This window comes from Streptomyces glaucosporus (assembly GCF_039533345.1).
GTDB classification, from domain to species: domain Bacteria; phylum Actinomycetota; class Actinomycetes; order Streptomycetales; family Streptomycetaceae; genus Streptomyces; species Streptomyces glaucosporus.
Genome location: NZ_BAAATJ010000006.1, coordinates 27,822 through 52,003, shown reverse-complemented (window position 1 = coordinate 52,003; position 24,182 = coordinate 27,822). Strand labels below are relative to the sequence as shown.

Sequence of the window (24,182 nt, the reverse complement as noted above, 5' to 3'; positions counted from 1 at the left end):
TGGCCGTCCGGAGGACCGCGTGACCGTCTTCGCCCCCGACTCGATCGCGCTGAACCGCAAACTGCCGCTGTGGTACCAGGTCTCGCAGTCGCTGCGGGCCTCGATACTCGGCCGCTCCCCCGGCGCGCCCCTGCGCCTGCCGACCGAGGAGCAGCTCGCCGAGCACTACGGCGTCAGCGTCCTCACCATGCGGCAGGCGCTCAAGGAGCTGGAGAACGAGGGGCTGATCACCCGGCACCGGCGGCGCGGCACCTTCATCGAGCCCAGCGCCCGCAGCGGCTCCCCCGTGCGGCTGCTCGGCTCGGTGGACGCCATCGTGGCCCAGCAGTCCGGCGAGGAGACCGTGCTGCTGGGCCACGGCCCCGAACCGGTGCCCGGGGACCTGGCCGAGCACTTCCCGGACCTCGCCGAGGCGGTGGCCTACCGGCGGCTGCGCCGCGACCGGGAGACCGGCGAGCCGACCAACTGGGCGGAGAACCTGGTCCGTCCCGAGGTCGCCGACCGCATCGACCTGGAGGACCTGGCGCGCTGGCCGATGACGAAGGTGCTGCGCGACGCGGTGGGCGTGCGGATCAGCCGCATCACCGACACCGTCCAGGCCCGGCTCGCCGACCCGGAGACCGCGGGCCTGCTCGACGTCCCGCTGCTCAGCCCGATCCTCCACTACACCGGCGTGACCTACGACGACGGCGGCCGGGTGGTGGACGTGGCCCGCATCCACTACCGCGGCGACCGCTTCTCCTTCTCCGTCACCGTGGAGGCCGACTGAGCCGCGCCCGTAGCATGCGGGGCGGTGGGTGCGGTGAACGACGGAGAGTGACGTGGTGGACGACCGCAGGGGCGGCGGCACGGAGGACGGGGCGCCCGCGCTGGACGATCTGATGCCCTGGTCGGTCGGGCCGCTGCGGCCGGGCCGGACCTGGGTGACGGCCCCCGACGCCCCGTCGCTGAAGGCCCGCTGGGCCCGGCTGACACGCGCCCGGGGCGCGGAGAGGGAGGCGCTGTTCGGCCCCACCCGCGCCCGCACCACGCGCAGCCTGGTGCCGCCGCTGCCCGGTCCGGCCTCCCGGCCGGGCGGGGAGGCGGCCCGCTCCGGCGTACGGCTCGACCGGGAGGACGGGCCCTGCCCGGAGCCGGTGCGGATCCTCCACGGCCTCCACGACCGGCAGTGGCTGATACCGGACCACCGCCTCGTCGACGTGGCCCGGCCGGAGCTGTGGCGGGTCACCGACGAGCGGCAGATCCACCTGGTCGAGGCCGGTGCCGCGCCCCGCTCGCCCGCCCCCGAACCGTCCTTCACCGAGCTGCTGCCCGACGGCCGCTCCCCCGCGGGCCGGCCGGGCCGCGTCCGCCCCCTCTACCGGCGTCCCGGCGGCCGCGAGCCCAATCTCGCCCCGGGCCTGCTCGGCCATCTGGCCGGGCGGCTCGGCACTCCCGTGACGGCCGAGGACTTCCTCGCCTGGACGGCCGCCGCGCTGCGCGTCCGCCCCACCGGGCCCGTGGTGCCGCTCACCGCCGACCGGAACGTGTGGCGGGACGGGGTGGAGCTGGGCCGCCGCGTGCTGTGGGCGCACACCCGGGGCGCCCGCTGCGGCGACGGCACCCGTCCGCGCCTGCCCGGCGGCCGCCGCCCGTACGTGCGGGCCACGCTGCCCGGGCGCCCGTCCCCGGAGGGGCTGCGCTACGACGCGGAGGAGGAGAGCCTGTGGGTGGGGGACGGCCGGATCGCGCCGGTGGCGCGCGGGGCCTGGGAGTTCGAGGCGGGCGGCGTCCGGGTGATCGAGGCCTGGTTCGCGGAGCGCACCGCTCCGGCCGCGCCGGGCACGCTGGAGGCGGTGCGGCCGGGGACGTGGCCGCCCGAGTGGACTTCGGACCTGCTGGAGCTGATCACCGTGCTCACGCTCCTGGACGGGTTCCGCGCCCCCCGGCGGGAACTCACCGGGCGGCTGGCGGAGCGGCCCGCCGTCGGCGCCGCCGAGCTCCGCGGGGCCGGGGTGCTGCCGGTGCCCGCGGGCGCGCGGCGCCCGGCCTCCGTCCTGGACCACCGCGAGGAGGGTCCGGGGGGCCAGCTCGTGCTGCTGTGATCCGTGCGGCCGGGGGCCCTGGGCCGGGGGCTCCTGGGGTTCCGGGAAGGGGGGAGGCGCGCCCCGGCGGGGGCGGGAGGGCACCGGTCGGGGCCGGGCGGCGACGCCCGGCCCCGGTGGGGAGATCCGGTCTGTCTCCGGTGGCGCTTCCGTCTCAGGCGTGTCCGCCGAAGAGGGAACGCCGCAGCCGCCGCAGCGGCGCGAACAGCGACACCCGCGCCCCCCGGTTCCCCGACCGGGTGTGCGCGGCGTCGCGCCGGGTCAGTTCACGCATGAGCGAGGCCGCCTCCACCATGTCGTCCCGGGGGACGGCGGGACCGGCCAGCACACTCAGGTGCCGGTCGAGGCGCGCACTGGTCGCGCCGCTCCCGCACTGGATCGCAGGGACACGCGCCCTGCTGCGCACCGTTATCTGTTCCATGACTCTCCCCACCCAAACGAGGGCTCCCGGCCCGGGCAGGGTAACCCTATCCCCCGGCCGAACCCCACGGGTATTCCGGTCACCGGATTCACCTTCCCCACAAGGGGGTTGACGAACACCGTACGAGACAACAACATCCAATCCGCCCCGCTCCCGGGGGAAACGGGAGACGGACACGGACACGGGCCGGCGGCGCCTCGCCGTCTCGCCGCCGGGCCGGACCGCGCCCGGACGCGTCGCGGGACATCCGGAAACCTGCGTGCGTCCGGACCGGCGGTGCCGGATCATGGGGCCCATGTGTGCCGACCGCCGTGCAGTGCCGCCCGAGGAGTCGCTGCCCATCAGACTCAACGTCGACGACAGCGACTCCCCGTCCGATGTGATCGACGCCCTGTTCCTGGGCCGCTTCGCCACCGGTGAGCAGCCGCACGCCCGGGGCCGCTCGCTGGAGCGGCCCCGGAAGGACCTGTCGCTGCTGCCGCCGGACGCGGTCGTGCTCCGGTCGGCCCGCGACGGCGGCCGCAGCGCGACCCTCGCCGAGGGCGACGGGTGGACGGTGCTGGTCTCCCGCTGGAGCCAGGGCGCCGACGTGACCGTGACGGCCGTCAGCGAGGAGTTGGCCGAGCGGGTGCTGAAGGCGGCGGTGGACGGCGCCGAGGAGGAGCCGGAGCAGCAGCCCGAGGACGTCACCATGGGCTTCTGGTACCACTCGCCGCGGCGCGGCCCCTACCGCACCACGCGCCGGATCACGGCCGGGAGCTGGGAGGAGATCCGCGGCAACTACACGGCCCCGGTCGCCGGGGCCCTGGACGGGCTGATGAAGACCACCCCGAACGACATCACGGGGCGGCTGCTGCTCCTCCACGGCCCGCCGGGCACCGGCAAGACCTCCGCCCTGCGGACGCTGGCGCGCTCCTGGCGGGACTGGTGCCAGGTGGACTGCGTGCTCGACCCGGAGCGGCTGTTCAACGAGGTCGGCTACCTGATGGACATCGCCATCGGCGAGGAGGACGAGGACGCCCGGGGCGGGCGGCGCTGGCGGCTGCTGCTCCTGGAGGACTGCGACGAGCTGATCCGCGGGGAGGCCAAGCACGCGGCGGGCCAGGCCCTGTCGCGCCTGCTGAACCTCACCGACGGCCTGCTGGGCCAGGGCCGCAACGTCCTGGTGGGCCTGACGACGAACGAGGACCTGGAGCGGCTCCACCCGGCGGTCGTCCGGCCCGGCCGGTGCCTGGCCCGTGTCGAGGTCGGCCCCCTGACCCGCGCGGAGGCCGTGAACTGGCTCGGCACCGACGAGGGCGTCGGCCGCGACGGCGCGACGCTGGCCGAGCTGTACGCGCTGCGCCGGGGCGCGAAACCGGCCCTGGTGCCGCGGGCCGCCCGTTCCGAGGAGGGGATGTACCTGTGACGGCGCGCCGTCTGTCCGGCCGCGTGTCCGAGGAGGCCGCCACCGCGCGCTTCGCCGAGCTGGTGGAGCGCCGGGCTCGCGGCGAGCGGGTCAAGTACCTGCACTTCTGGGGGCACACCCCCGGGGCTGCCGGGTCTTCCGGGTCTTCCGGGCCCCGCCGGGGGGAGTCCGGCGGGGCCCCGGTCGGCCCGTGGTGCCTCAGCCAGTGGTGGCCCTCCCCGTTCACCGTGGACGGCGTCGAGTACGCCACCGCCGAGCACTGGATGATGGCCGCCAAGGCCCGCCTGTTCGGCGACGCGGAGGCCGAGGAGCGGGTGCTCGCCGCCGCCGGCCCCGGCGCCGCCAAGGCCGCGGGCCGCACGGTGCGCGGTTTCGACGAGGAGACCTGGGCACGGCACCGCTTCGGGATCGTGGTCGAGGGCAGCGTCCACAAGTTCGGCCGGCACGACGAGCTGCGCGCGTACCTGCTGGCCACCGGGGAGCGGGTGCTGGTGGAGGCCAGTCCGCTGGACCGGGTCTGGGGCGTCGGACTGGCCGCGGACGACGAGCGGGCGGCCGACCCGGCGCGCTGGCGCGGCCTCAACCTGCTGGGTTTCGCCCTGATGGAGGCGAGGGCGCGGCTGGCGGAGGACGGGGCCCGGCCGGCCGGGGGCTGACGGCCCTCCTCCGGGTCAGTCCCCCCGGCCGTAGGCGGCGTCCAGGGCCTCCTCGGCGGCGGCCAGCGCGGCGGACCGGTCCAGGCCCAGGCGGCGGGCCCGCCGGGCGTACTCCTGCGCCGCCGCGGCGGCCTCCCGGGCCGCGGCGTCCCCGGCGGCGGCGACGAAGGTGCCGTGGCGGCCCCGGGTCTCGATCACCCCGTCCTCCTCCAGCGCCCGGTACGCCTTGGCCACCGTGTTGACCGCCAGCCCCAGTTCCCCGGCGAGCCCGCGCACGGTGGGCAGCCGGTGGCCGGCCGGCAGCTCGCCGCTGCGGGCCTGCTCGGCGATCTGCGCGCGCACCTGCTCGTAGGGGGCGGTGAGGGCGTCGGGGTCGATGGCGAGTCTCAGGGGCACGTGGTCTCCCGGTCCTGCGGTGGTCGGGCGGTTCGTCGGGCGCCGGGGCGCCTCCCGATTCTGCACCAGCCCGGGAAACCGGGGGGACGGCGGCGGGGCGGGAGGCGTACCGTGCGGGGCATGGCGATGGTCGTGCGCGAGTTCCGCCCCGGGGACGCCGGGGCCGTGGCGGAGGCGCGGAGGGCGGCGCTGCCGTTCCTGGTGACCACCGCGGAGGCGGTGGTCTGGGAGGCCGCGCGGGCGCCCGCGGCGCAGCGGAGCCGGATGCTGGTCGCGGAGGCGGACGGCCGGGTCGTGGGCGCTGTGCGGGCCGGGCTGAACCACGAGACCGCGGAGCCCGGCCACGGCCTCGTCTCCCTGGCCGTCCACCCCGCCCGGCAGGGGCTCGGCGCCGGAACGGCGCTGCTGGAGGCAGCCGAACGGCACCTCGCCCGGATCGGTGCCCGCCGGGTGGCCGTCTGGGCGCCCCAGGACGGGCGGTCGGTGGAGTTCGCCGAGCGGCGGGGCTGGCGGCGCGTCCGTCAGGCCTCGTTCCAGCGGCTGGACCTGACTTCTCCCCTGCCGGAGCCGCCCGCGCTCCCACCGGGCGTCGAGCTGCGCACCGCCGAGGACTTCGCCGCCGACCCGCGCCCGCTGTACGAGGCGGACACGGAGTGCACGGCGGACGAGCCGGGCGACGTCCCCGCCGACGCCGTCCGGTACGAGGACTGGCTGACCGCCTACTGGGAGCACCCCGGTCTCGACCGGGCGCTGACCTCGGTGGCGGTGGCGGAGGGACGGGTCGCGGCGTTCACCGCGGCGCAGACCGACGGACGGGGACGGTACTGGTCGGGCATGACCGGCACCCGCCGGGCGTACCGCGGGCGCGGGCTGGCCAGGGCGGTCAAGCTCCACTCGCTGGTCCGGGCGCGGGCGGCGGGCTGCACGGAGGCGTTCACCGGCAACGACGCCGCCAACGCCCCGATGCTCGCGGTCAACGCCCGGCTCGGCTACCGGCCGTCCGTCGTCCAGTGGCGGTGCGTCAGGGACCTGCCCCCCGCCGGTTCCTGACCGGCGCTCAGCCGGTCCTCCAGGCCCCGTCCTCCGTCGACCAGCCGTACGCCGGGCGGCCCTTGGCTGCGCTGGTGCGGAAGGGCCGGCCGGCGTCGTCGACGCGGAGCGTGCCGCTGTCGCCGCCGCTGCTCCACCGCAGTTCGAGGTACCAGTCGCAGTCGCAGCCCTCCGTCCGCGCCTCGATCCGCAGCGCCAGGGGGTCGTCGGCCGTGACGCGGTAGGGCAGGCGGACGGCGGGCAGCTCCTTCCCCGCGTCGCCGTCGTAGCCGTCCATGGGCCTGGCCAGCGGCCGGGGGGCGTCCAGGTCGACGGAGAGGGCGGCCGGGGTGAGCGAACCGCCGCAGCCCTCGCTCATCCCGAAGGACGACCGGGCCAGGGGCGTCCGGCGGGCCGCCACCCGGACGTGCGCGGACTCGACCACCACGGGGCTCCGCCCGGTGCCGTGCACGGTGGCCTCCACGATGGTCTCGCCGCCGTGCACCGCGCCGAGCGATCCGGCCCAGCCCGCCGCGTCCTGTGCGACCGGGGGCGGGGGGACGCGGGACGGGGGCAGGTCGATCAGGTAGCGGTGGTCGCAGCCGTACCGCCACACGTGGGAGCGGGCGGTCCAGCTCAGCGGGGCGGCGCCCGGTGCGGCGCCGTGGGGGCTCTCCCGCCGTCCGCCGTCCGCTCTCCGGAAGGGGGACGGCCCCGGCCCGCCGTTCCGCCTCCCGTTCCCGCCGGGGGCGGACGAGGCGGAGGACGGGGACGGGGACGGGGACGGGGACGGGGAAAACGAGGAAGACGGAGAGGACGCCGAGGAGCCCGAGGGGGTCGCCGGGGCGGACGGGGGCGCGTCGGGCGCGGGGCTCTCCAGCCGGACGGGGGATCCACCGGCGGAGGGAACGTCCCGGTCGGAGCGGCCCGAGACGGTCTGCACGGCGGCGGCGACGAGGAGGGCCACGGCGAGCACGGCGGCGGCCGGCCACAGGAACGCCCGGCGCCGCCGGGCCGGCACGGGGATCGGGTCGCCGGTGCCGGGAACGCTGTCGGGGGCGGGGACGGCCCCGGGAACGGTGCCGGGCTCCGGTGCACCGCCCTCCGGGCCGTGCCCCTGGCCGTGTTCCGGCCGGGAGTCCCCGTCCTGTTCCGGTTCCGCCTCCCGCCGGAGGACCTGCCCTTCCGGTTCCGTCCGGCCGCGCGTCGCGTCGGCCCTCAGCCACCGCCGGTGCAGTTCCAGCAGTTCCTCCTCGGTCGCGCCGCACAGCCGCGCCAGGCGTTCCACCGGGGCGTACCGCGCCGGGACCGCCGCGCCGTTGCAGTACCGGTGCAGCGTGGAGGTGCTCGTGTGCAGCCGCCGGGCCAGCGTGCCGTAACTGTGCCCCGAGCGCTCCTTGAGCCCTCTGACGTACTCGGCGAACTCCTCCGTCTCCCGTTCGGCCACCGCCGTCCCCCCTTCCGCCGTTCCTGGAACGCGTTCCAGGAGTGCGTGTTTTCACTGGTCAGCCTATGCGGGAACGTTCCGGTGTCCCGCGTTGGGCGGCATCTGTTGCCACCGTGTGACAGGACGGCCGAACCTCGTGGCGACAGGACGTCGACGAACCGATCGAGGGACGCACATGCAGATCCGCACACACCGGGGCCGCGTCGCGGCCGCGACCGCGGTGGCCGCCGCCACCGTCATGGCGGCGGGCACGGCCCAGGCCGCGCCCGCTCCGACCGCCGCGCCGCGCTTCCTCTCCGCCGGGGAGCTGCCGCCCCACCCGTCCTCGCCGTGGTACGCGGGGGAGGTCGCCGGGGGGCTGCCGGAGTTCCCGGTGTTCTGCCTGGAGGACGCGCTGCCGTCCCGGGGGGCCCGGCACCGGCAGTTCAACACCGAGTTCGACACCTGGGCCGTGCAGGTGACCGTACGGGCCGCGAGCACGGGCGCGGCCCGGAAGCTGGCCGCCGAGGCGAACGCGTCGGTGCGGAACTGCGCGGCCGACTACCTGGAGGAGCACCCCGGGGGCTTCGCCGAATGGCGGGACTACGGGGGCGTCGCCGTGGAGGAGGGCGCCCGTGTCCACGGCGTCCACACCTCCCTCCCGGACGCCGAGAACAGCATTCACCTGTTCGGCGTGGGCCGCGACGGCCGCACCGTCACGGTCGTGATGTGGGCGCAGATGGGCACCTTCGAGCACGCCCAGGTGGACGACTTCCGGAAGACCGCGCGCACGGCGGTCGCCAAGCTCCACTGAGCCCCGCCCGGCCGGCGCCGGGCGCCACCGGGTGACAGGCGCGAGAGGCGCGAGAGGCGAGGGGCCCCGCCGCCGTCCATGCGACGGCGGCGGGGCCCCTCGCCGGGTGCTCGGGTTCCATCGGTCCTCGGACCGGGGCCGTCAGGTGCGGCGCAGCCGGCGGCCGACCTCCCCGAGCCCCTCGGCGAGCACGGCGAGCTGGTCGCGGTCGAGAACGTCGATGAGGGCCTCGCGCACCGCCGCCACATGGCCGGGCGCGGCGCGGCGCAGCACCTCGCGCCCTTCCCCGGTGAGGACGGCGAAGACGCCCCTGACGTCGGTGGGGCAGGCGCGGCGCCGGACCAGGCCGCGCCGCTCCAGCTGGCCCACCTGGTAGGTCAGGCCGCTCTTGGAGGTGATCAGCCGGTCGGCCAGTTCGGTCATGCGGATCTCGCCGCCGGGGGCGGCGGCGAGGTGGACCAGGATCTCGTACTGCGGGTGGGACAGGCCCGCCTCGTCCTTCAGCTGCTGTTCCAGCCGCCGGGCGACGCGGTTGCTGGCCTCCAGGAAGCCCTGCCAGGCCGCCATCTCCAGTTCGTCCAGCCATCGGGGCTCGCTCATGGGCCCATTCTACGCGGTTGTTCAAATTCGAACTTCACGGTACGCTCGCCACGACCGAGTAATTCGAATTTGAACCACATGACGCAGGGAGAAACCGCATGCCCGTTCCCACCAGCGCCGTTCCCCGCACCGAAGCCCCCGCCGCCGGCGTCCCGGCGTCCTCGAACCCCGCCCACGACGCCGGACTCCTGCTACTGCGGCTCGCACTCGGCCTGGTCATGGCCGTGCACGGCGCCCAGAAGCTCTTCGGCTGGTTCTCCGGCGGCGGCATCGAGGGCACCGGGATGTTCTTCGCCTCGCTCGGCTACCCGGCCCCGGAGGCGTTCGCCGTGGTCGCCGCGCTCACCGAGACCCTGGGCGGCCTGGCACTCGTCCTCGGCCTGCTCACCCCGCTCGCCGGGGCGGCGGTGCTGGGCACCATGATCAACGCGGTGGCGGTGAAGTGGGGCGGCGGGTTCTTCTCCCCCCAGGGCGTGGAGTACGAACTCCTCCTCGTCGCGGCCGCCGCCGCGCTCACCCTCTCCGGCCCCGGCCGCTGGGCCGTGGACCGCGCCCTGCCCGTCCTCCGCGCCCACCGGCTCCGCCACGGCGTCGCCGCCGTGGCGCTGGGCGCCGTGGTGGCGGGCGTCACCCTGCTGCTCCGCTCCTGACGCTCCCGCGCGGAGGCGGTGGAGCGGCAGTCCCCACCGGAACCGAGAACGAAACGGAAGAACCGCCATGACCCCGTCCGTCCGGCCGCCCGTCCGGCCGTCCCCCCGCACCCCGGGGGACCGCATGCCCGTGCTGTACATCAGCCACGGCGCCCCGCCGCTGGCCGACGACGAGCTGTGGACCGCGCAGCTCGCCGCCTGGTCCGACGGGCTGCCGCGGCCGGAGGCCGTGCTGATCGTCTCCGCCCACTGGGAGTCGGCCCCCGTGACGCTGGGCGCCACCCGGACCGTCCCGCTGGTCTACGACTTCCACGGCTTCCCCGAGCACTACTACCGGGTCTCCTACCCGGCCCCCGGCGCCCCCGCGCTGGCCGCGAAGGTGCGGGCGCTCCTCGCCGGCCCCGGCACCCCGGTGTACGACGCCCCCGACCGGGGACTGGACCACGGCGCCTACGTGCCGCTGGCCGAGATGTACCCGGACGCCGACGTCCCCGTGCTCCAGCTCTCGATGCCCACCCTCGACCCCGGGGAGCTGCTGAGGCTGGGCCGCAGGCTGGCCCCGCTGCGCGACGAGGGCGTGCTCATCGTCGGCAGCGGCTTCTTCACCCACAACCTGCGCGGCCTGACCTGGGGCACGGGGCCGGACCAGGCCCCGGGCTGGTCCAGGGAGTTCGACGCGTGGGGCGGCGAGGCCCTGGCCCGGGCGGACCTCGACGCCCTGCTGGACTTCGAGAACCGGGCCCCCGCCAGCCGGATCGCCCACCCCCGCAGCGACCACTTCGCACCGCTGTTCGTCGCCCTGGGCGCGGGTGAGGACGACCTGGGCGCCCAGCGCACCGTCATCGACGGCTTCTGGGCCGGACTGGCCAAGCGCTCGGTCCAGTTCGGCTGATCCGCCCGGCGCCTCCCGCCGGCCTCCTCCCCGGAGTCCTGAACTCCGGGGAGGAGGCCGGCGCCGGTCAGGACACCGGCAGCACCACCAGGCGGCCGGGCGCGGCCGGATCGTGGGCGATGGAGTCCCCGGGCCGGTGCCAGTGCAGCGCGAAGCGCGCGCCGGCCCGGTAGGCGTCCAGCCCGGCGCGGCAGTACGCGACCATGTCGTCGGGCAGCCCGTCCAGCGGGAACCAGCCCAGTTCCGAGCACTTGTCCGGCTCGGCGTTGACCGGTTCGCGCCCCTCCCCCAGCCACGCCTCGAAGAACCACCCCATCCGCGGCTCGCCCCGCGGGGAGCGGTGCTGCACCACCATGGCGACCCTCAGCTCCTCCGGCTCCAGCCGCAGGCCGATCTCCTCCCGCGTCTCCCGCAGCATCGCCTCCCGCACGTCCTCGCCGTCCTCGGCGTGCCCGGACGGCGCGTTCAGCAGCCCGTCGGCGTAACCGGTGTTGGCCCGGCGCGCGAGCAGCACCTCGTCGCCGCGCCGCAGGAGGAGGTGGACGTCGACGACCTCTCTGTGCCGCCTGCCTTTCCCGGGGATCCTCATGACGGGGATCATCGCACCGGCCTGTGACAGACGTCTCCCCTCCGGCGTTCTTAACCGGCCGTGAGCCGCCCCTTAAGCCCTCCATAAAGATCGCCGGAGGGAGCCGGAGAGCACCGGATCGCCTGGCCGGCGTGGCTAACGTGCGGGCGTCCGGGGCCTGTTCGCGGGGCGTCCCCCGGTCCCTCGCACCCCCCGACGTCCGCCCCGCAGCCGGAGGAGAACCCACGATGACCACCCGCCGCAGGACCGCCGCCGCCCTCGCCGCCACGGGCGTCGCGGCCCTCGCCCTGACCGTGGCGACCGCCTCGCCCACCGCCGCCCACGGCTCCCTGTCCGACCCCGTCAGCCGGATCGCCGCCTGCCACGCGGAGGGGCCCGAGAGCCCGGACTCGGCGGCGTGCCGGGCGCTCGTCGCCGCCGGCGGCACCCAGCCGCTGTACGACTGGCACGAGGTGAACATCGCCGACGCCGCCGGGCGCCACCGGCAGATCGTTCCCGACGGGAAGCTGTGCAGCGCGGGCCGCGACAAGTACCGGGGCCTGGACCTGCCGCGCGCCGACTGGCCCGCCACCCCCGTGACCGCCGGCGAGCGCACCTTCCGCTACCGGGCCACCGCTCCGCACAGGGGCACCTTCGAGCTCTACATCACCAGGGAGGGCTACGACCCGACCGAGCCGCTGACGTGGTCGGACCTGGAGCCGGAGCCGTTCGCGAAGGTCACCGACCCCCGGCTGGAGAACGGCTCCTACGTCTTCTCCGGCACGGTGCCCGAGCGGTCCGGCCGCCACCTGGTCTACGTCGTCTGGCAGCGCTCGGACAGCCCCGAGGCGTTCTACTCCTGCTCCGACGTCGCCTTCGGCGGCAGCGGCGGTGCGGCCCCCGCCGCCCCGGCCGGCGAGCGGCCCGCCGGGGACGCCGGGGAGCCCGCGGGCGGGCACGACGGGCACGACGGCCACGGCGACGGGCATGGTGACGGCCACGGCGACCACGGCGGGAGGACCGCCGGGGAGGATGCCGCCACCGGGTCCGGGCGGACGGCCTCCGGCGAGCCGGAGGCGGAGCGGAGCGGGCGGGACTCCTCCGCCGCGCCCGCCGCCCCCGCGGACGGCCCCGGGCCGAACGGCCGCGCCGCGGAGGAGGCCGTCCTCGCCAGCACCGGCGGCGACGGCGCCACCCCCGCCGTCGGCCTGGGCGCCGCCGCGGCCGTCCTCCTGGGCGGAGCCGTGGCGGTGGCGACCGCCCGCCGCCGCGCCGCGGACGGCCGCCACCGCGCCTGACGGGCATCCGGGCCGCGCCGCCGTCGCCCTCCCCCGTCCCGGGACGACGGCGGCGCGGCCCGGCGACAGGCGGCTCGACGGATTCCGCGGCGTCCCGGCGCCGCCGGCCGGGCTGGAGGAGGACCCCGGCCCGCGGGTACGCCGGGCGGCCCTACGGCCGGCGGGCCGCCGTGAGGAGGCGCAGACGCCCGTCGCGGACCTCGGCGACCCGGTCGGCCGCGGCGAGGTGGGCGCGGTCGTGGGTGACCAGGACGGTCGCGGTGCCCCGCCGGCGGGTGAGCCGGCCGATCAGGTCGACGACGGCGGCGCCGCGTTCGCGGTCGAGGGCGCTGGTGGGCTCGTCGACCAGGAGCACGGCCGGGTCGTTCATCAGGGCGCGGGCGAGGCCGACCCGCTGCCGCTGGCCGCCGGAGAGCTGGTGGGGCCGCCGCCCGGCCTGCGCGGCGAGGCCGACGGCGTCCAGCAGTTCCATGGCCCGGCCGCGGGCCCCGGCCGGTGAGCGGCCGTCGATCCACGCCATCGCCTGGAGCTGTTCGGCGGCGGTGAGCGAGGGCAGCAGGCTGGGCTGCTGGAAGACGATGCCGATCTTCCGGCGGCGCAGACGGGCGAGTTCGCCGCGGGTCATGCCGGTGGTGTCGGCGCCGTCGACGGTGACGGTGCCGGCGTCGGGGGCGACGAGGCCGGCGGCGACGGCCAGGAGGCTGGACTTGCCGGAACCGGAGGGGCCGACGACGGCGGTCAGGCTCCCCCCGGGGACCTCCAGGCTGACGCGGTCCAGAGCGGTCAGGCGGGCGTCGCCGTCGGGGTAGGTGAGGGTGATGCCGGTCAGGCGCAGGCTCATCGGACGCTCCCCAGGGCGGTCAGCGGGTCGACGGACGTGATGCGGCGGACGGCCAGGGCGGCCCCGAGCACACCGAGCGCGACCGTCACGGCGGCCGGGGCGAGGACGGTGGCGGGGGTGAGGAGGAACGGCACGTCCGGGCCCGCGACGAGGGCCCCGAGGACGGCGGCGAGGCCGGCGCCGGCCAGGGTGCCGCCCGTCAGCAGGACGGCGGCCTGGCCGAGCGCGTCCCCCAGCAGGCCGGCGGTGGAGGCGCCCAGGGCCTTGAGGACGGCGACGTCGCCGCTGCGCTGGACGGTCCACACGGCGAAGAAGGCGCCGACGACCAGGGCGGAGATGGCGAACAGGAAGCCGCGCATCAGCCGCAGGGAACCGTTCTCGGAGGCGTAGGAGCCGATCGCGGCCAGCGACTCCTCCTTCGGGACCGTCCTCGTGCCCGCCGCCCGGTCGGCGGCCTCGACGTCGGTTCCGGGGGCGGCGTCCAGGGCGATGACGGTGGCGGCCGGCCCGTCGGGCCCGTCCGCGGGGGGCGCGGCCCTCCGCCAGACGTCGAGACCGGTCCAGACGACCGGGGTGTGGCTGAAGGAGGCGTCGCCGCTCACCGCGGCGACGGTCAGCCGCTGCCCGGCGAGGGTGAGGGTGTCGCCCGCCGCCACGCCGAGGCCGGCGGCGGCGGGCTCCGACAGGACCGCCGCGCGTCCGCCGATCCTGTCGCCTTCGGGGGCGAGCGCGGAACCGGGCCGGACGCCGAAGACGGACACCCCGGCGCTCCTGTCCCCGGCGGTGGCCTTCGCGGCGGCGATGCCCAGCGGTTCGGCGCTGCGCACGCCGGGCGTCCCGGCCCACCGCCGCCACTGCTCCCCGGTGACGGCGGAGTCGGAGTAGGACAGGTCCTCCCCGCCGGCGGGCGCGTCGAAGGCGATCAGGCCGGCGGGCAGGGACGTGATCGCGGAGGTGTTCTGCCGGCCCAGGCCGGCGGTCAGCCCGGACAGCAGCCCGACCAGCAGGGTGATCAGCACGACGACGGCGCCCATCAGGGCGAAGCGTCCCTTGGCGGATCTCAGGTCTCTCCAGGCGACGAACACGGTGCGGCCCGTCCTTTCGGGGGATGGAAGCGGTACGTCCCCACCGTCGCCGCCGGCCCTCCGCGCGGGCATCCCGCCCAGGACGGAAAACGGCGCTTCGAAAGGCCGCACGCGGTTTCCAACTTTCGACAGAGGCCTCGCCACGGGCCTTCTCCTTAGGATGAAAGGACTGTGAACGCCATCGCCCCCGTCCCCACCACCCGGGCCCTGGCCTGGTGCCTCCACCTGCTGGTCGCCGGACTGCTCGCCCTGGCCGCCGGCCGGGCCGCGGCCGGCGGCGGTCCCCACGCCGGAGGGGCCGTCGCCGCGGCCGCGGTGTGCGGCCTGGCGTACGCGGCCGGCCCCGCGCTGCCCCGGGTGGAGCGCTCGCGGCGGGCCGCCGCGCTGTGGCTCGCCGCCGTGGGCGCCGCCTGGCTGGCGCTGCTGGCCCTGTCCGCCGACGGGGTGTGGGTGGCGTTCCCGCTGTACTTCCTCCAGCTCCACCTGCTGCCGCGCCGCACCGGCCTCGCCGCCGTGGCGGCCACCGCGGCGGCGGCCGTCGGGGGCTTCGCCGCCCACCGGGGCTCCTTCGACGCGGCGACGGCGATCGGGCCGGCCCTCGGCGCCGCCGTGGCGGTGGCGGTGGTCCGGGGGTACCAGGCCCTGTACCGGGAGAGCGAGCGGCGCAGGCGCCTGATCGAGGAGCTCACCGCCACCCGCGCCGATCTGGCCGCCGCCCAGCACACCGCCGGTGTGCTGGCCGAGCGCGAACGCCTGGCGCGCGAGATCCACGACACCCTCGCCCAGGGCCTGTCCAGCATCCAGCTGCTGCTGCGCGCCGCCGAGCGGGCCCTGCCCGGTGCTCCGCAGGACGCGGCCCGCCACATCGGCCAGGCCCGCCGGGCCGCCGCCGACAACCTCGCCGAGGCCCGTCGTCTCGTCGCCGCCCTCGCCCCTCCCGCTCTGGAGGGCGCCACCCTGGCCGGCGCCCTGGAGCGCCTGTGCGCCACCACCGGCGCCCGCCACCGGATCGCCACGCGGTTCCGCCTCACCGGCGAGCCCGTACCGCTGCCGACCGCGCACGAGGTGGCGCTGCTGCGCATCGCCCAGTCCGCCCTCGCCAACACCGTCCGCCACTCCGGGGCCGCCACCGCCGAGGTCGCCCTCGGCTACCGGGGCGACCACGTCGCCGTGGAGATCACCGACGACGGACGCGGCTTCGCTCCCGGCCGCCTGCCCGTGCCCGCCCCCGGCGCGGAGGCCGGCGGATTCGGGCTCGCCGCCATGCGCGCCCGCGCCGGCGCCCTCGGCGGGACCCTCACCGTCGACTCCGCCCCCGGACGCGGCACCGCCCTGACCGCCCGGCTGCCCCTCGGCCGGCCCTCCGGCCCCGGGCCCGGGACCCGCCCGTGACCGGCGCCGCCGTCCGCCTGCTCCTGGCCGACGACCACCCCGTGGTGCGGGCCGGGCTCCGCGCCGTGCTGGAGACCGAACCCGGCATCGAGGTGGCGGCCGAGGCCGCCACCGCCGAGGACGCCGTCGCCCGCGCCGCCGCGGGCGGCATCGACGTCGTCCTCATGGACCTCCGGTTCGGCGGGGGGATGAACGGCGCCGAGGCCACCGCCGCGATCACCGCCCGTCCCGGAGCCCCCCGCGTGGTGATCGTCACCACCTACGACACCGACGCCGACATCCTGCCCGCCATCGAGGCCGGCGCCACCGGCTACCTCCTCAAGGACGCCCCGCCGGAGGACCTGGCCGCCGCCGTGCGCACCGCCGCGGCGGGCCGTACCGCGCTGGCCCCGGCCGTCGCGGACCGGCTGGTGAGCCGGCTGCGCACCCCCGGCGCCGCCCTGACCCGCCGCGAGACCGAGGTCCTGGCCCTGGTCGCGGAGGGCCTGTCCAACCGGGCCGTGGGCGCCCGGCTCCACCTCACCGAGGGGACCGTCAAGTCCCACCTGGCCCGCGTCTACGCCAAGCTCGGCGTCGACTCCCGCACCGCCGCCGTCGCCGCCGCCACCGGGCTCGGCCTCATCCGCCGGTAGGGCCGCGCCGCGGCGGGCCCCGGCGGAGGGGGCCGCCACGGCCGCGACGCCGTGCCTACGCCCGCCCGGCCGGCCCCGGCCGGGCGGTGCTCCGGGGGGTCCCCGCCACCGGGAGGGGGACGGGCCTCGGCTCGGTGACCGACAGCGCCTCCACCATGCGGTCCAGCAGGCCGCGGGCACGGGCGGCGTGGCCCTGCGGCACCCGGACCTCGGCGGTGGCCCGGGCGGCGTCCGTCACCGCGTACGACAGTGCCAGCACCGGCATGCCGCTCAGCGCGGCGGCGATCCGGCCCAGCGCTCCGCGGCTGTCCCGGAGCGTCACGGTGAGCGCGCACGCCGTGCCGTCGCCGGCCGGGCCGGGCCCTCCCCGGGGCGGTACGGGGGTGCCGTTCCCGCCGGGTCCGTACCGGGCGCGCGGGGCGGGGGCGGGGGAGGCGTCGTGTGCCATGGCGGGTGCTTCCTTGTCCAGGTCTGCCGGGCCCGGTGGGGCCGCTGGGGTCGGGTCCGTCGATCGCGAAAACAAAAAGACCCCTCGCGGAACGCGAGAGGTCTGCGTGCGGGCGGTGAGCCGCCCGGGGGGATCACCCCCGGGTCACCTCGGTGCCGGCACGCCGGCGCCGATAATGAGCCGGTGCTGCATGGCGGGATTCTCGCACGGGCCGGCCGCCGCGGAGAGGCCGTCTCACCATGCGGGCAAGCCGTCCACATGCCCCGCGCCCCCGCGGGACGCGGGGCGTACGGGGACGGCCGGGAGCGGTGTGCTCCGCTCCCGGCCGTCCGCGGCCCGTCTCCCGGGGCGTCCCGGGCCGGGCTCAGGCCGCCGGCGCCGGCAGGTCCACCAGGCCGGCGAGCGCGGCGCGGTGGCGGTCCGGGGTGCCCAGCGCGATCTGGTCGGCCTTGGCCCGCTTGAGGTACAGGTGCGCCGGGTGCTCCCAGGTCATCCCGATGCCGCCGTGGAGCTGGACGCACTCCTCGGCCGCCCGCACCGCCAGTTCCCCGCAGTGGGAGGCGGCCACCGCGACGGCCACAGGGGCGTCCGGGTCCCCGGCGGCGAGGGTGGCGGCGGCGTACCGGGCCGCGGCCCGCGCGCCCGCCACGTCCAGCCACAGGTCGGCGAGGCGGTGCTTGAGCGCCTGGAAGGAGCCGAGCGGGCGGCCGAACTGCCGCCTGTCCCCGAGGTACGCCACCGTGGTGGTCAGGCACCACTCGGCGATCCCGAGCTGTTCGGAGGCGAGCAGTCCGGCACCGGTGAGCAGTGCGCGCTCCAGCGCCGCCGGGGCGTCGCCGGGTCCGGCCAGCCGCCGGGCGGCGGCGCCGGCGAGGGTGACGTCGGCCAGCGGCCGGGTGAGGTCCAGGGAGGTGCGCGGGGTGACGGTCAGGGCCGCGGCGTCCGTGTCGACGGCGTACAGCCCCGGCCCGTCCCCGGCCACGGCGGGGACGAGGAGGACGTCGGCGGTCCCCGTGTCCGCCACGGAGGTGACCGTGCCGGTCAGGGCGCCCGCGCCGTCGGCCCGTACGGCGGCGGGGAAGGGCGCGCCCGGGGCGGTGGACAGGGGCACCGCCAGGGTGGCGGTGCGCTCGCCGGAGGCGAGGGCGGCGAGCAGCTCCGCCGCTCCGTCGCCGGGCTCCGGGGCGAGCAGGGCGGTGCCGGCCAGGACGGTGCTGCCGAGGTACGGGGTGGGCGCGGCGGCCCGGCCCAGTTCCTCCAGCACCACCGCGACCTCGCGCACCGAGGCCCCGGCTCCGCCGGCCTCCTCGGGCACGGCCAGGGAGGCGGCGCCCACGTCCCGGGCGAGGGCCTGCCACAGCTTCCGGTCGTACGGCTCGGGGGTCTCGCAGCGGGCCAGGACGCCCTGGTGCGGGCAGCGGTCGGCCAGCAGCGCGCGGACGCTGGAGCGCAGCTCCTCCTCGATCTCCGAGTAGAGAAGGTCGGTCATCGGGCGAGCTCCTTCCAGGGCACGTCCTTGTCGGTGCGGGGTTCGGCGGGCAGGCCCAGCACCCGTTCGGCGATGATGTTGCGCAGGACCTCCGAGGTGCCGCCCTCGATGGAGTTGCCCTTGGCCCGCAGGTAGCGGTAGCCGGCCTCGCGGCCGGTGAAGTCCACGGTCTCCGGGCGGCGCATGGTCCAGTCGTCGTAGGCCAGGCCCTCCTCGCCGAGCAGCTCGACCTCCAGTCCGCTGAGTTCCTGCGCCAGCCGGGCGAAGGCGAGCTTCATCCCGGCGCCCTCGGGACCGGGGTGGCCGGCGGCGAGCTGCTGGCGCAGCCGCTCGCCGGTGAGCCGGGCGACCTCGGCGCCCACCCAGCCGGACAGCAGCCGCTGGTGGAGGCCGTGGGTGCGCAGTTCGGGGCGTTCGCGCCAGGTGGCGGCGACCTTGCCGACCATGCCGCTCTCGCGCGGCATCCGCTGGCCGCCGATGGCGACGCGCTCGTTGTTGAGGGTGGTCTGGGCGACCTTCCAGCCCTCCCCCACCCCGCCGAGGCGGTGGGCGTCGGGGATGCGGACGCCGGTGAGGAAGACCTCGTTGAACTCCGCCTCGCCGGTGATCTGGCGCAGCGGGCGGACCTCGACGCCGGGGTCGGTCATGTCGCAGACGAAGTACGTGATGCCGCGGTGCTTGGGGACGTCCGGGTCGGTGCGGGCGATCAGGATGGCCCAGCGGGCGTTGTGGGCGCTGGAGGTCCACACCTTCTGCCCGTCGACCACCCAGGTGTCGCCGTCGCGCACCGCGCGGGTGGCGAGCGCGGCCAGGTCGGAGCCGGCGCCGGGCTCGCTGAAGAGCTGGCACCACACCTCCTCGCCGGTCCACAGGGGGCGCAGGAAGCGCTTCTTCTGCTCCTCGGTGCCGTACCGCAGGATCGTGGGCGCGGCCATGCCCAGGCCGATGCCGTTGCGCCCTGGGTCGTTGTCGGGGGCGCCGGCGGCGGCCAGCTCGGCGTCGACGACTGCCTGGAGGGAGCGGGGCGCGTCCAGGCCGCCGAGGCCGTGGGGGAAGTGCACCCAGGCGAGTCCCGCGTCGTAGCGGGCGCGCAGGAAGTCGAGCCGGCCGGTGGCGGCCGGGTCGTGCGCGGCGAGCAGCGCCCGGGTACGGCGGCGCAGCTCCTCCGGATCGGTCACGGGGGCGTTCGCAGGGGGCACGGGTTCTCCTTCGCGGGCCACGACTAAGCGCTTGCTCATCCTCAGGGCATACCGACCGGTACGTCAACGGTTCCGGCGGTGCGGCCTCCGGCCCGTTCCCTCCTCCCCGGCGGGGACGGACGGGAGGCCGGTGATTTCACCGATGCGGAGCGGCTCCCTCCGGCATCACGATGACGCCTGTTCCACCCCCCAAGGCAACCCCCCCTACCCATAGGGAGAAAACCCTCATGGAGCCGCAGCAGCACGACGCCGCACCGGCCGCGGGACGGCCCGGGCGCACCTCCCGGCACCGCCTGGCGAAACTGGGCGTGGCCCTGACCCTGGTCCTCGGCGGCGCGGGCGCCGCCCTGCCCACCGCCCAGGCCGCCGGCAGCACCGCCCAGGCCGCGGCGGACAACCCCTACGAGCGCGGGCCGGACCCCACGGAGCGGAGCATCGAGGCCCTCCGCGGTCCCTACGCGGTCTCGGAGACCAGAGTCTCCTCCCTGGCGGTGACCGGCTTCGGAGGCGGGACGATCTACTACCCGACCACCACCGCCGACGGCACCTTCGGCGCCGTGGCGGTCTCCCCCGGCTTCACCGCCGACCAGTCCAGCATGGCCTGGCTCGGCCCGCGCCTGGCCTCGCAGGGCTTCGTGGTCTTCACCATCGACACCAACACCCGCCTCGACCAGCCGGCCAGCCGGGGCGACCAGCTCCTGGCCGCGCTGGACTACCTCACCCAGCGCAGCTCGGTCCGCAGCAGGATCGACAGCGGCCGGCTGGCGGTCATGGGCCACTCCATGGGCGGCGGCGGCAGCCTGGAGGCCGCCAAGGACCGGCCCTCGCTGAAGGCGGCGATCCCGCTCACCCCGTGGAACACGGACAAGACCTGGCGCGAGATCACCGTGCCGACGTTCGTCGTCGGCGCCGACGGCGACACCATCGCCCCGGTGAGCTCCCACGCCGAGCCGTTCTACGAGAGCCTGCCCACCTCCACGGACCGGGCGTACATGGAGCTGAACAACGCGACGCACTTCGCGCCGAACACCTCCAACACCGAGATCGCGAAGTACAGCATCTCCTGGCTGAAGCGCTTCGTGGACGACGACACCCGCTACGAGCAGTTCCTGTGCCCGCTGCCGCGGCCGAGCCTGGCCATCGAGGAGTTCCGCGGCAACTGCCCGCACTGACGCGGTCCTTCGGACGCCGGACGGATTCCGGCGGAAAGGTGGCGGTCGCCCGCGGCGGCCGCCACCGGCGCGTGCGCGGCCGACCGCGCGGAATGTGACGTAGCACAAAGGAATTGGCACCTCCGGTTCGGGCAGGGCAGGGTAGGAGGCTGACGGGCGGGACACCCACGATGAGAAGGAGCCCCATGAGAATCGGGATCGTCGGAGCCACCGGTCAGGTCGGCGGTGTGATGCGCCGGATCCTGGCCGAGCGCAACTTCCCGGTGGAGCAGCTGCGGCTGTTCGCCTCGGCCCGCTCGGCGGGACGGACGCTGCCCTGGAAGGACGGCGAGGTCACCGTCGAGGACGCCGCGACGGCCGACTACGCGGGGCTGGACATCGTGCTGTTCTCCGCGGGCGGCGCGACCTCCCGCGAGCTGGCCCCGAAGGTGGCCGCCGCCGGGGCGGTCGTCATCGACAACTCCTCGGCCTGGCGGATGGACCCCGAGGTCCCGCTGGTGGTCTCCGAGGTGAACCCGCAGGCCGCCGCCGAGCGGCCCAAGGGCATCATCGCCAACCCGAACTGCACCACCATGGCCGCGATGCCGGTGCTGCGTCCGCTCCACGCCGAGGCGGGGCTGACGGCCCTGGTGGTCTCCACCTACCAGGCCGTCTCCGGCAGCGGCCTGGCCGGCGTCGCCGAGCTGGACGAGCAGGTCCGCAAGGCGGTCGAGGGCGACGCCACCCGCCTGGCCTCCGACGGCTCCGCCGTGGAGTTCCCCGAGCCGGACAAGTACGTGCGCCCGATCGCCTTCAACGTGCTGCCGATGGCCGGCTCCATCGTGGACGACGGCCGGGGCGAGACCGACGAGGAGCAGAAGCTCCGCAACGAGAGCCGCAAGATCCTGGGCATCCCGGAGCTGAAGGTCTCGGGCACCTGCGTGCGGGTGCCGGTCTTCACCGGCCACTCGCTCCAGATCAACGCCCGCTTCGAGCGTCCCCTCACCCCGCAGCGCGCCCTGGAGCTGCTGGAGGGCGCGCCGGGCGTGGCCCTCTCCGAGGTCCCGACCCCGCAGCAGGCGGCGGGCCAGGACCCGACCTACGTGGGCCGGATCCGCGCGGACGAGACCGTGGAGCACGGCCTGTCCCTGTTCTGCAGCAGCGACAACCTCCGCAAGGGCGCGGCCCTCAACGCCGTCCAGATCGCGGAGCTGGTCGCGGCCGAGTCCCGCTAGGCGTCCGCCGCGGCGCGCCGTCCCCGGGCCCTCGCCCGGGGACGGCGGCGGTCCCCCGGAGGGGCCGTCCGGGGGACCGCGCGGCGCCGGGCGTCAGCCGAGCCGGGCGCCGTGGTCCCGCAACGCCTCGGTCACCGGCTGGTGGAAGGTGACGCCTCCGGTGCGGCAGTCGCCGGCGCCGCCGGAGGTGAGGCCGTGGGCGGTCTCGCCGGAGAACAGCGGGCCGCCGCTGTCGCCGGGTTCGGCGCAGACGGTGGTCTGGATCATGTTGTCGACCGTGCCCTGGGGATAGGTGACGGAGACGTCCGTCGCCACGACCTCCCCGCTGCGCAGCCCCGTGGTGCTGCCGCTGCGCCACACCCGCTGGCCGACGATCGGGTCGGCCGCCCGGGTGATGGCCTGGCTGGCGCCGTTGTGGAGGTTCACCCGGCTGGGGTGCTCGACCCGGGCGGTGTAGCGCACCAGGGAGTGGTCGTCGCCGGGGAAGCTGCTGGCGACGGTGACGCCGACGGTCCTTCCGCCGCGGGTCGTGGACCAGGTGTCGAGGAGCCGGCCGCAGTGGCCGGCGGTCAGGAAGTACGGCAGGCCGTTCCGGACGACGTTGAAGCCGAGCGTGCAGCGTGCCCGGTCACCGCGCCAGATGGCCTCGCCGCCCTCGGCGAAGGGGGCGAACTCGCCCCGGGCGCGCCTGAGGACCGCCTTGTCCCCCTGCGCGGCGACCTGCCTCTCCAGCTCTCTCAGGGCCTCCCCCTCCACCGTGGCGTCCGCGGTGACGACGACTTTGTTGAGCCGGTGGTCGACGGCGCGCGCGGTGCCGGGGACGGCCTTGGCCGTGAGGTCCTTCCGCACGGTCTCGAGCTGGGCGAGGGAGTGCCGGACGACCCGGGGCTCGGCTCCGGCCTTCCGCGCCCTGTCCGCCGCCGGTTCGCCGAGGACGTTGACCACCAGTTTCCGCGCGCCGGCCTCGTAGTAGGCGCCCGCCATGTCGTCCTTGAGGTCGCCCGCGAGGGACGAGGCCAGCTCGGTGGCGGCGGCGGCCGTGAGGGGGGCCGGCGCGGCGCCCGCCGAGGGGGCCGGGTCCGCGCTCGCCGGGACGAGGGTGCCGCACAGGAACGCCGCCGCGCCCGCGCCCGCGACGGCCGCGCGCCGTGCGAATGTCCGTTGGTGCTTCAACTGTGTGCCTCCCGTGGGGGGTGGGGCCACCCGAACCGGGGCGGCCCCGGAGGAATGTCCGGCTCGGTCATCCTTCCTCGCCCGGCGGGCGTGCACACTCACAGTCACTGATCGCACACCCGGGGCGACCGGTCCGGTGCTGGCCATCATCCCCGGACTCTCCTCTTCCGGCATGTCGAGCCGGCGCCCCGGCGCCGCGCCCGTGGCCGCGGACGCGGGAACCCCCGCCCGGCGGTTGCCGGACGGGGGTTCTCGTGCTGCGTGGTCCTCGGGCCCGGGGCGGGGCCGCCGGCGAGGATCAGTAGACGCTCACGCCGTACGCGTTCAGCGCCTCGACGACCGGCTGGAAGAAGGTCGTGCCGCCGGTGCGGCAGTTGCCGGAGCCGCCGGAGGTCAGACCGTAGGCGGTGGTGCCGTAGTACAGCGGGCCGCCGCTGTCGCCGGGCTCGGCGCAGACGTTGGTCTGGATCAGGCCGGAGACGATGTCGCCGCCGCCGTAGTTGACGGTGGCGTTCAGGCCGGTGACACGGCCGCTGTGGGTGCCGGTGGTGCTGCCGCGGCGGTAGACGGTCTGGCCGACGGACGGGTTGGCGGCGCGGGTGATGTCCTGGCTGCCGACCTGGCCGGGGCGGCTGACCGAGCTGGTGTAGCGGACGATGCCGTAGTCGTTGCCCGGGAAGCTGGTTCCGGCCGTCGTGCCGAGGGTGGTGGAGCCGCTGGTCCAGGTGGAGGACCCCTCGGTGCAGTGGCCGGCGGTCAGGAAGTAGTCCTGGCCGCTGCTGCTGCGGACGTTGAAGCCCAGGGAGCAGCGCCCGCCGCCGCTGTAGATCGCGTCGCCGCCGGAGATCAGCTTGTTGAACGTGCCGGGGGTGCGCTCGACGCGGATCGCGTCCGCGCCGGCCCCGGCGGTCCTCTTGATCTTGGCTATCTCGGCCTCGCTGACGGTGCTGTCCACCGTGACGACCAGGGTGTTGGTCTCCTTGTCGGTGTACCAGGCGGTGCCGGCGACGTCGGCGGTCTTCATCGCCTTGCTCGCCATGGCGACCTGGGTCGCCGGCGAGGGGGCGGGCTCGGCGTTCGCCGAGGAGGGGACGGTCAGGGCGGCGACGGCCACGACACCGGAGGCCGCGGCGAGGAGACGGACGCGACCGCGTCTGGCCGGAGCGGCGTGGGGGGAGGTGCGCTTGATCCTCACTGGTTTCTTCCTCCTGTGAAGGAAACGGGGGGACACCCGTGTGGTGGGGCACGGGCACGCGCGGCGCCACCGGGAACCCGCTGTTGACGCGTTCCCGACA

The 24,182-nt window shown here is 76.4% G+C and carries 24 protein-coding genes and 1 pseudogene; 13 read left to right on the top strand and 12 right to left on the bottom strand.

Annotation, left to right across the window (positions count from 1 at the left end; translation table 11 throughout):
- Nucleotides 1-19 precede the first annotated feature (19 nt).
- Both ABD358_RS09335 and ABD358_RS09330 read left to right on the top strand, forming a co-directional pair.
- Entirely contained in the window at nucleotides 20-769 is a 750-nt protein-coding gene (locus ABD358_RS09335) for a GntR family transcriptional regulator (RefSeq protein ID WP_344630420.1), read from the top strand.
- 112 nt (nucleotides 770-881) lie between these two features.
- A complete protein-coding gene (locus ABD358_RS09330; RefSeq protein WP_344630572.1) occupies nucleotides 882-2,084 on the top strand; it encodes a type ISP restriction/modification enzyme in 1,203 nt (400 codons plus the stop codon).
- 154 nt (nucleotides 2,085-2,238) lie between these two features.
- On the opposite strand, the gene ABD358_RS09325 is transcribed toward ABD358_RS09330, so the two are convergent.
- On the bottom strand, nucleotides 2,239-2,505 hold the full coding sequence (locus ABD358_RS09325) for a hypothetical protein (protein WP_344630419.1): 267 nt from the start codon (nucleotides 2,503-2,505) through the stop codon (nucleotides 2,239-2,241).
- A 295-nt stretch (nucleotides 2,506-2,800) separates the two neighbouring features.
- Between ABD358_RS09325 and ABD358_RS09320 the strand changes: the two genes are divergently transcribed.
- Both ABD358_RS09320 and ybiA read left to right on the top strand, forming a co-directional pair.
- Nucleotides 2,801-3,913, top strand: coding sequence for a DUF5925 domain-containing protein (locus ABD358_RS09320; RefSeq protein WP_344630418.1), 1,113 nt, complete (start codon nucleotides 2,801-2,803; stop codon nucleotides 3,911-3,913).
- Between the two features lie 23 nt (nucleotides 3,914-3,936).
- Nucleotides 3,937-4,569, top strand: a complete 633-nt coding sequence (ybiA, locus tag ABD358_RS09315) for a riboflavin biosynthesis intermediates N-glycosidase (RefSeq protein ID WP_425576290.1) — start codon at nucleotides 3,937-3,939, stop codon at nucleotides 4,567-4,569.
- 15 nt (nucleotides 4,570-4,584) lie between these two features.
- Here the strand turns inward: ybiA and ABD358_RS09310 are convergent, their stop codons facing one another.
- The gene (locus tag ABD358_RS09310; protein ID WP_344630417.1) at nucleotides 4,585-4,965 is read right to left on the bottom strand and encodes a GntR family transcriptional regulator; all 381 of its coding nucleotides are present in this window, start codon (nucleotides 4,963-4,965) and stop codon (nucleotides 4,585-4,587) included.
- 120 nt (nucleotides 4,966-5,085) lie between these two features.
- Here ABD358_RS09310 and ABD358_RS09305 point away from each other — a divergent pair, with 120 nt between their 5' ends.
- Entirely contained in the window at nucleotides 5,086-6,015 is a 930-nt protein-coding gene (locus tag ABD358_RS09305) for a GNAT family N-acetyltransferase (RefSeq protein WP_344630416.1), read from the top strand.
- A 7-nt stretch (nucleotides 6,016-6,022) separates the two neighbouring features.
- On the opposite strand, the gene ABD358_RS09300 is transcribed toward ABD358_RS09305, so the two are convergent.
- Nucleotides 6,023-7,441 (bottom strand): helix-turn-helix domain-containing protein, encoded by a 1,419-nt coding sequence (locus ABD358_RS09300; protein ID WP_344630415.1) that lies wholly within the window; start codon nucleotides 7,439-7,441, stop codon nucleotides 6,023-6,025.
- A 175-nt stretch (nucleotides 7,442-7,616) separates the two neighbouring features.
- On the opposite strand from ABD358_RS09300, the gene ABD358_RS09295 reads away from it, so the two are divergent.
- Nucleotides 7,617-8,234: a hypothetical protein gene (locus ABD358_RS09295; RefSeq protein WP_344630414.1), complete on the top strand. Its 618-nt coding sequence runs from the start codon at nucleotides 7,617-7,619 to the stop codon at nucleotides 8,232-8,234.
- A gap of 141 nt (nucleotides 8,235-8,375) precedes the next feature.
- Here ABD358_RS09295 and ABD358_RS09290 read toward each other — a convergent pair whose 3' ends face one another.
- Nucleotides 8,376-8,834, bottom strand: a complete 459-nt coding sequence (locus tag ABD358_RS09290; RefSeq protein WP_344630413.1) for a MarR family winged helix-turn-helix transcriptional regulator — start codon at nucleotides 8,832-8,834, stop codon at nucleotides 8,376-8,378.
- Between the two features lie 98 nt (nucleotides 8,835-8,932).
- Between ABD358_RS09290 and ABD358_RS09285 the strand changes: the two genes are divergently transcribed.
- A complete protein-coding gene (locus ABD358_RS09285) occupies nucleotides 8,933-9,484 on the top strand; it encodes a DoxX family protein (protein ID WP_344630412.1) in 552 nt (183 codons plus the stop codon).
- Between the two features lie 67 nt (nucleotides 9,485-9,551).
- Complete coding sequence (locus tag ABD358_RS09280; protein ID WP_344630411.1) at nucleotides 9,552-10,376, top strand: dioxygenase family protein; 825 nt, start codon at nucleotides 9,552-9,554, stop codon at nucleotides 10,374-10,376.
- Between the two features lie 67 nt (nucleotides 10,377-10,443).
- Here the strand turns inward: ABD358_RS09280 and ABD358_RS09275 are convergent.
- Nucleotides 10,444-10,941: pseudogene (locus ABD358_RS09275) on the bottom strand (NUDIX hydrolase); the annotation flags it as partial.
- A 251-nt stretch (nucleotides 10,942-11,192) separates the two neighbouring features.
- On the opposite strand from ABD358_RS09275, the gene ABD358_RS09270 reads away from it, so the two are divergent.
- Complete coding sequence (locus tag ABD358_RS09270) at nucleotides 11,193-12,242, top strand: lytic polysaccharide monooxygenase auxiliary activity family 9 protein (protein WP_344630410.1); 1,050 nt, start codon at nucleotides 11,193-11,195, stop codon at nucleotides 12,240-12,242.
- A 151-nt stretch (nucleotides 12,243-12,393) separates the two neighbouring features.
- On the opposite strand, the gene ABD358_RS09265 is transcribed toward ABD358_RS09270, so the two are convergent.
- Together ABD358_RS09265 and ABD358_RS09260 are read right to left on the bottom strand one after the other, a co-directional pair.
- Nucleotides 12,394-13,083 (bottom strand): ABC transporter ATP-binding protein, encoded by a 690-nt coding sequence (locus ABD358_RS09265; protein WP_344630409.1) that lies wholly within the window; start codon nucleotides 13,081-13,083, stop codon nucleotides 12,394-12,396.
- On the bottom strand, nucleotides 13,080-14,168 hold the full coding sequence (locus ABD358_RS09260; RefSeq protein WP_344630408.1) for an ABC transporter permease: 1,089 nt from the start codon (nucleotides 14,166-14,168) through the stop codon (nucleotides 13,080-13,082). Before ABD358_RS09260 ends, ABD358_RS09265 begins: the two co-directional genes overlap by 4 nt.
- Before the next feature lie 171 nt (nucleotides 14,169-14,339).
- Here ABD358_RS09260 and ABD358_RS09255 point away from each other — a divergent pair, with 171 nt between their 5' ends.
- Complete coding sequence (locus tag ABD358_RS09255; protein WP_344630407.1) at nucleotides 14,340-15,560, top strand: sensor histidine kinase; 1,221 nt, start codon at nucleotides 14,340-14,342, stop codon at nucleotides 15,558-15,560.
- Nucleotides 15,557-16,192, top strand: coding sequence for a response regulator (locus ABD358_RS09250; RefSeq protein ID WP_344630406.1), 636 nt, complete (start codon nucleotides 15,557-15,559; stop codon nucleotides 16,190-16,192). Before ABD358_RS09255 ends, ABD358_RS09250 begins: the two co-directional genes overlap by 4 nt.
- 55 nt (nucleotides 16,193-16,247) lie before the next feature.
- Here the strand turns inward: ABD358_RS09250 and ABD358_RS09245 are convergent, their stop codons facing one another.
- From ABD358_RS09245 to ABD358_RS09235, 3 genes are all read right to left on the bottom strand, one after another.
- Nucleotides 16,248-16,640, bottom strand: a complete 393-nt coding sequence (locus ABD358_RS09245) for a hypothetical protein (RefSeq protein ID WP_344630405.1) — start codon at nucleotides 16,638-16,640, stop codon at nucleotides 16,248-16,250.
- 364 nt (nucleotides 16,641-17,004) lie between these two features.
- Nucleotides 17,005-18,129, bottom strand: coding sequence for an acyl-CoA dehydrogenase family protein (locus ABD358_RS09240; RefSeq protein ID WP_344630404.1), 1,125 nt, complete (start codon nucleotides 18,127-18,129; stop codon nucleotides 17,005-17,007).
- Nucleotides 18,126-19,307 carry an acyl-CoA dehydrogenase family protein gene (locus ABD358_RS09235; protein WP_344630570.1) on the bottom strand — a complete coding sequence of 394 codons (1,182 nt, stop codon included), beginning with the start codon at nucleotides 19,305-19,307 and terminating at the stop codon, nucleotides 18,126-18,128. The genes ABD358_RS09240 and ABD358_RS09235 overlap by 4 nt, the downstream gene beginning before the upstream one ends.
- Before the next feature lie 248 nt (nucleotides 19,308-19,555).
- On the opposite strand from ABD358_RS09235, the gene bdeA reads away from it, so the two are divergent.
- Together bdeA and ABD358_RS09225 are read left to right on the top strand one after the other, a co-directional pair.
- A complete protein-coding gene (gene bdeA, locus ABD358_RS09230; protein WP_344630403.1) occupies nucleotides 19,556-20,500 on the top strand; it encodes a bis(hydroxyethyl) terephthalate hydrolase in 945 nt (314 codons plus the stop codon).
- A gap of 185 nt (nucleotides 20,501-20,685) precedes the next feature.
- Nucleotides 20,686-21,714 (top strand): aspartate-semialdehyde dehydrogenase, encoded by a 1,029-nt coding sequence (locus ABD358_RS09225; RefSeq protein ID WP_344630402.1) that lies wholly within the window; start codon nucleotides 20,686-20,688, stop codon nucleotides 21,712-21,714.
- A gap of 93 nt (nucleotides 21,715-21,807) precedes the next feature.
- On the opposite strand, the gene ABD358_RS09220 is transcribed toward ABD358_RS09225, so the two are convergent.
- A complete protein-coding gene (locus ABD358_RS09220) occupies nucleotides 21,808-22,887 on the bottom strand; it encodes a S1 family peptidase (RefSeq protein WP_344630401.1) in 1,080 nt (359 codons plus the stop codon).
- Nucleotides 22,888-23,185: 298 nt separating this feature from the next.
- Complete coding sequence (locus ABD358_RS09215) at nucleotides 23,186-24,082, bottom strand: S1 family peptidase (protein ID WP_344630400.1); 897 nt, start codon at nucleotides 24,080-24,082, stop codon at nucleotides 23,186-23,188.
- Between the last annotated feature and the right edge of the window lie 100 nt (nucleotides 24,083-24,182).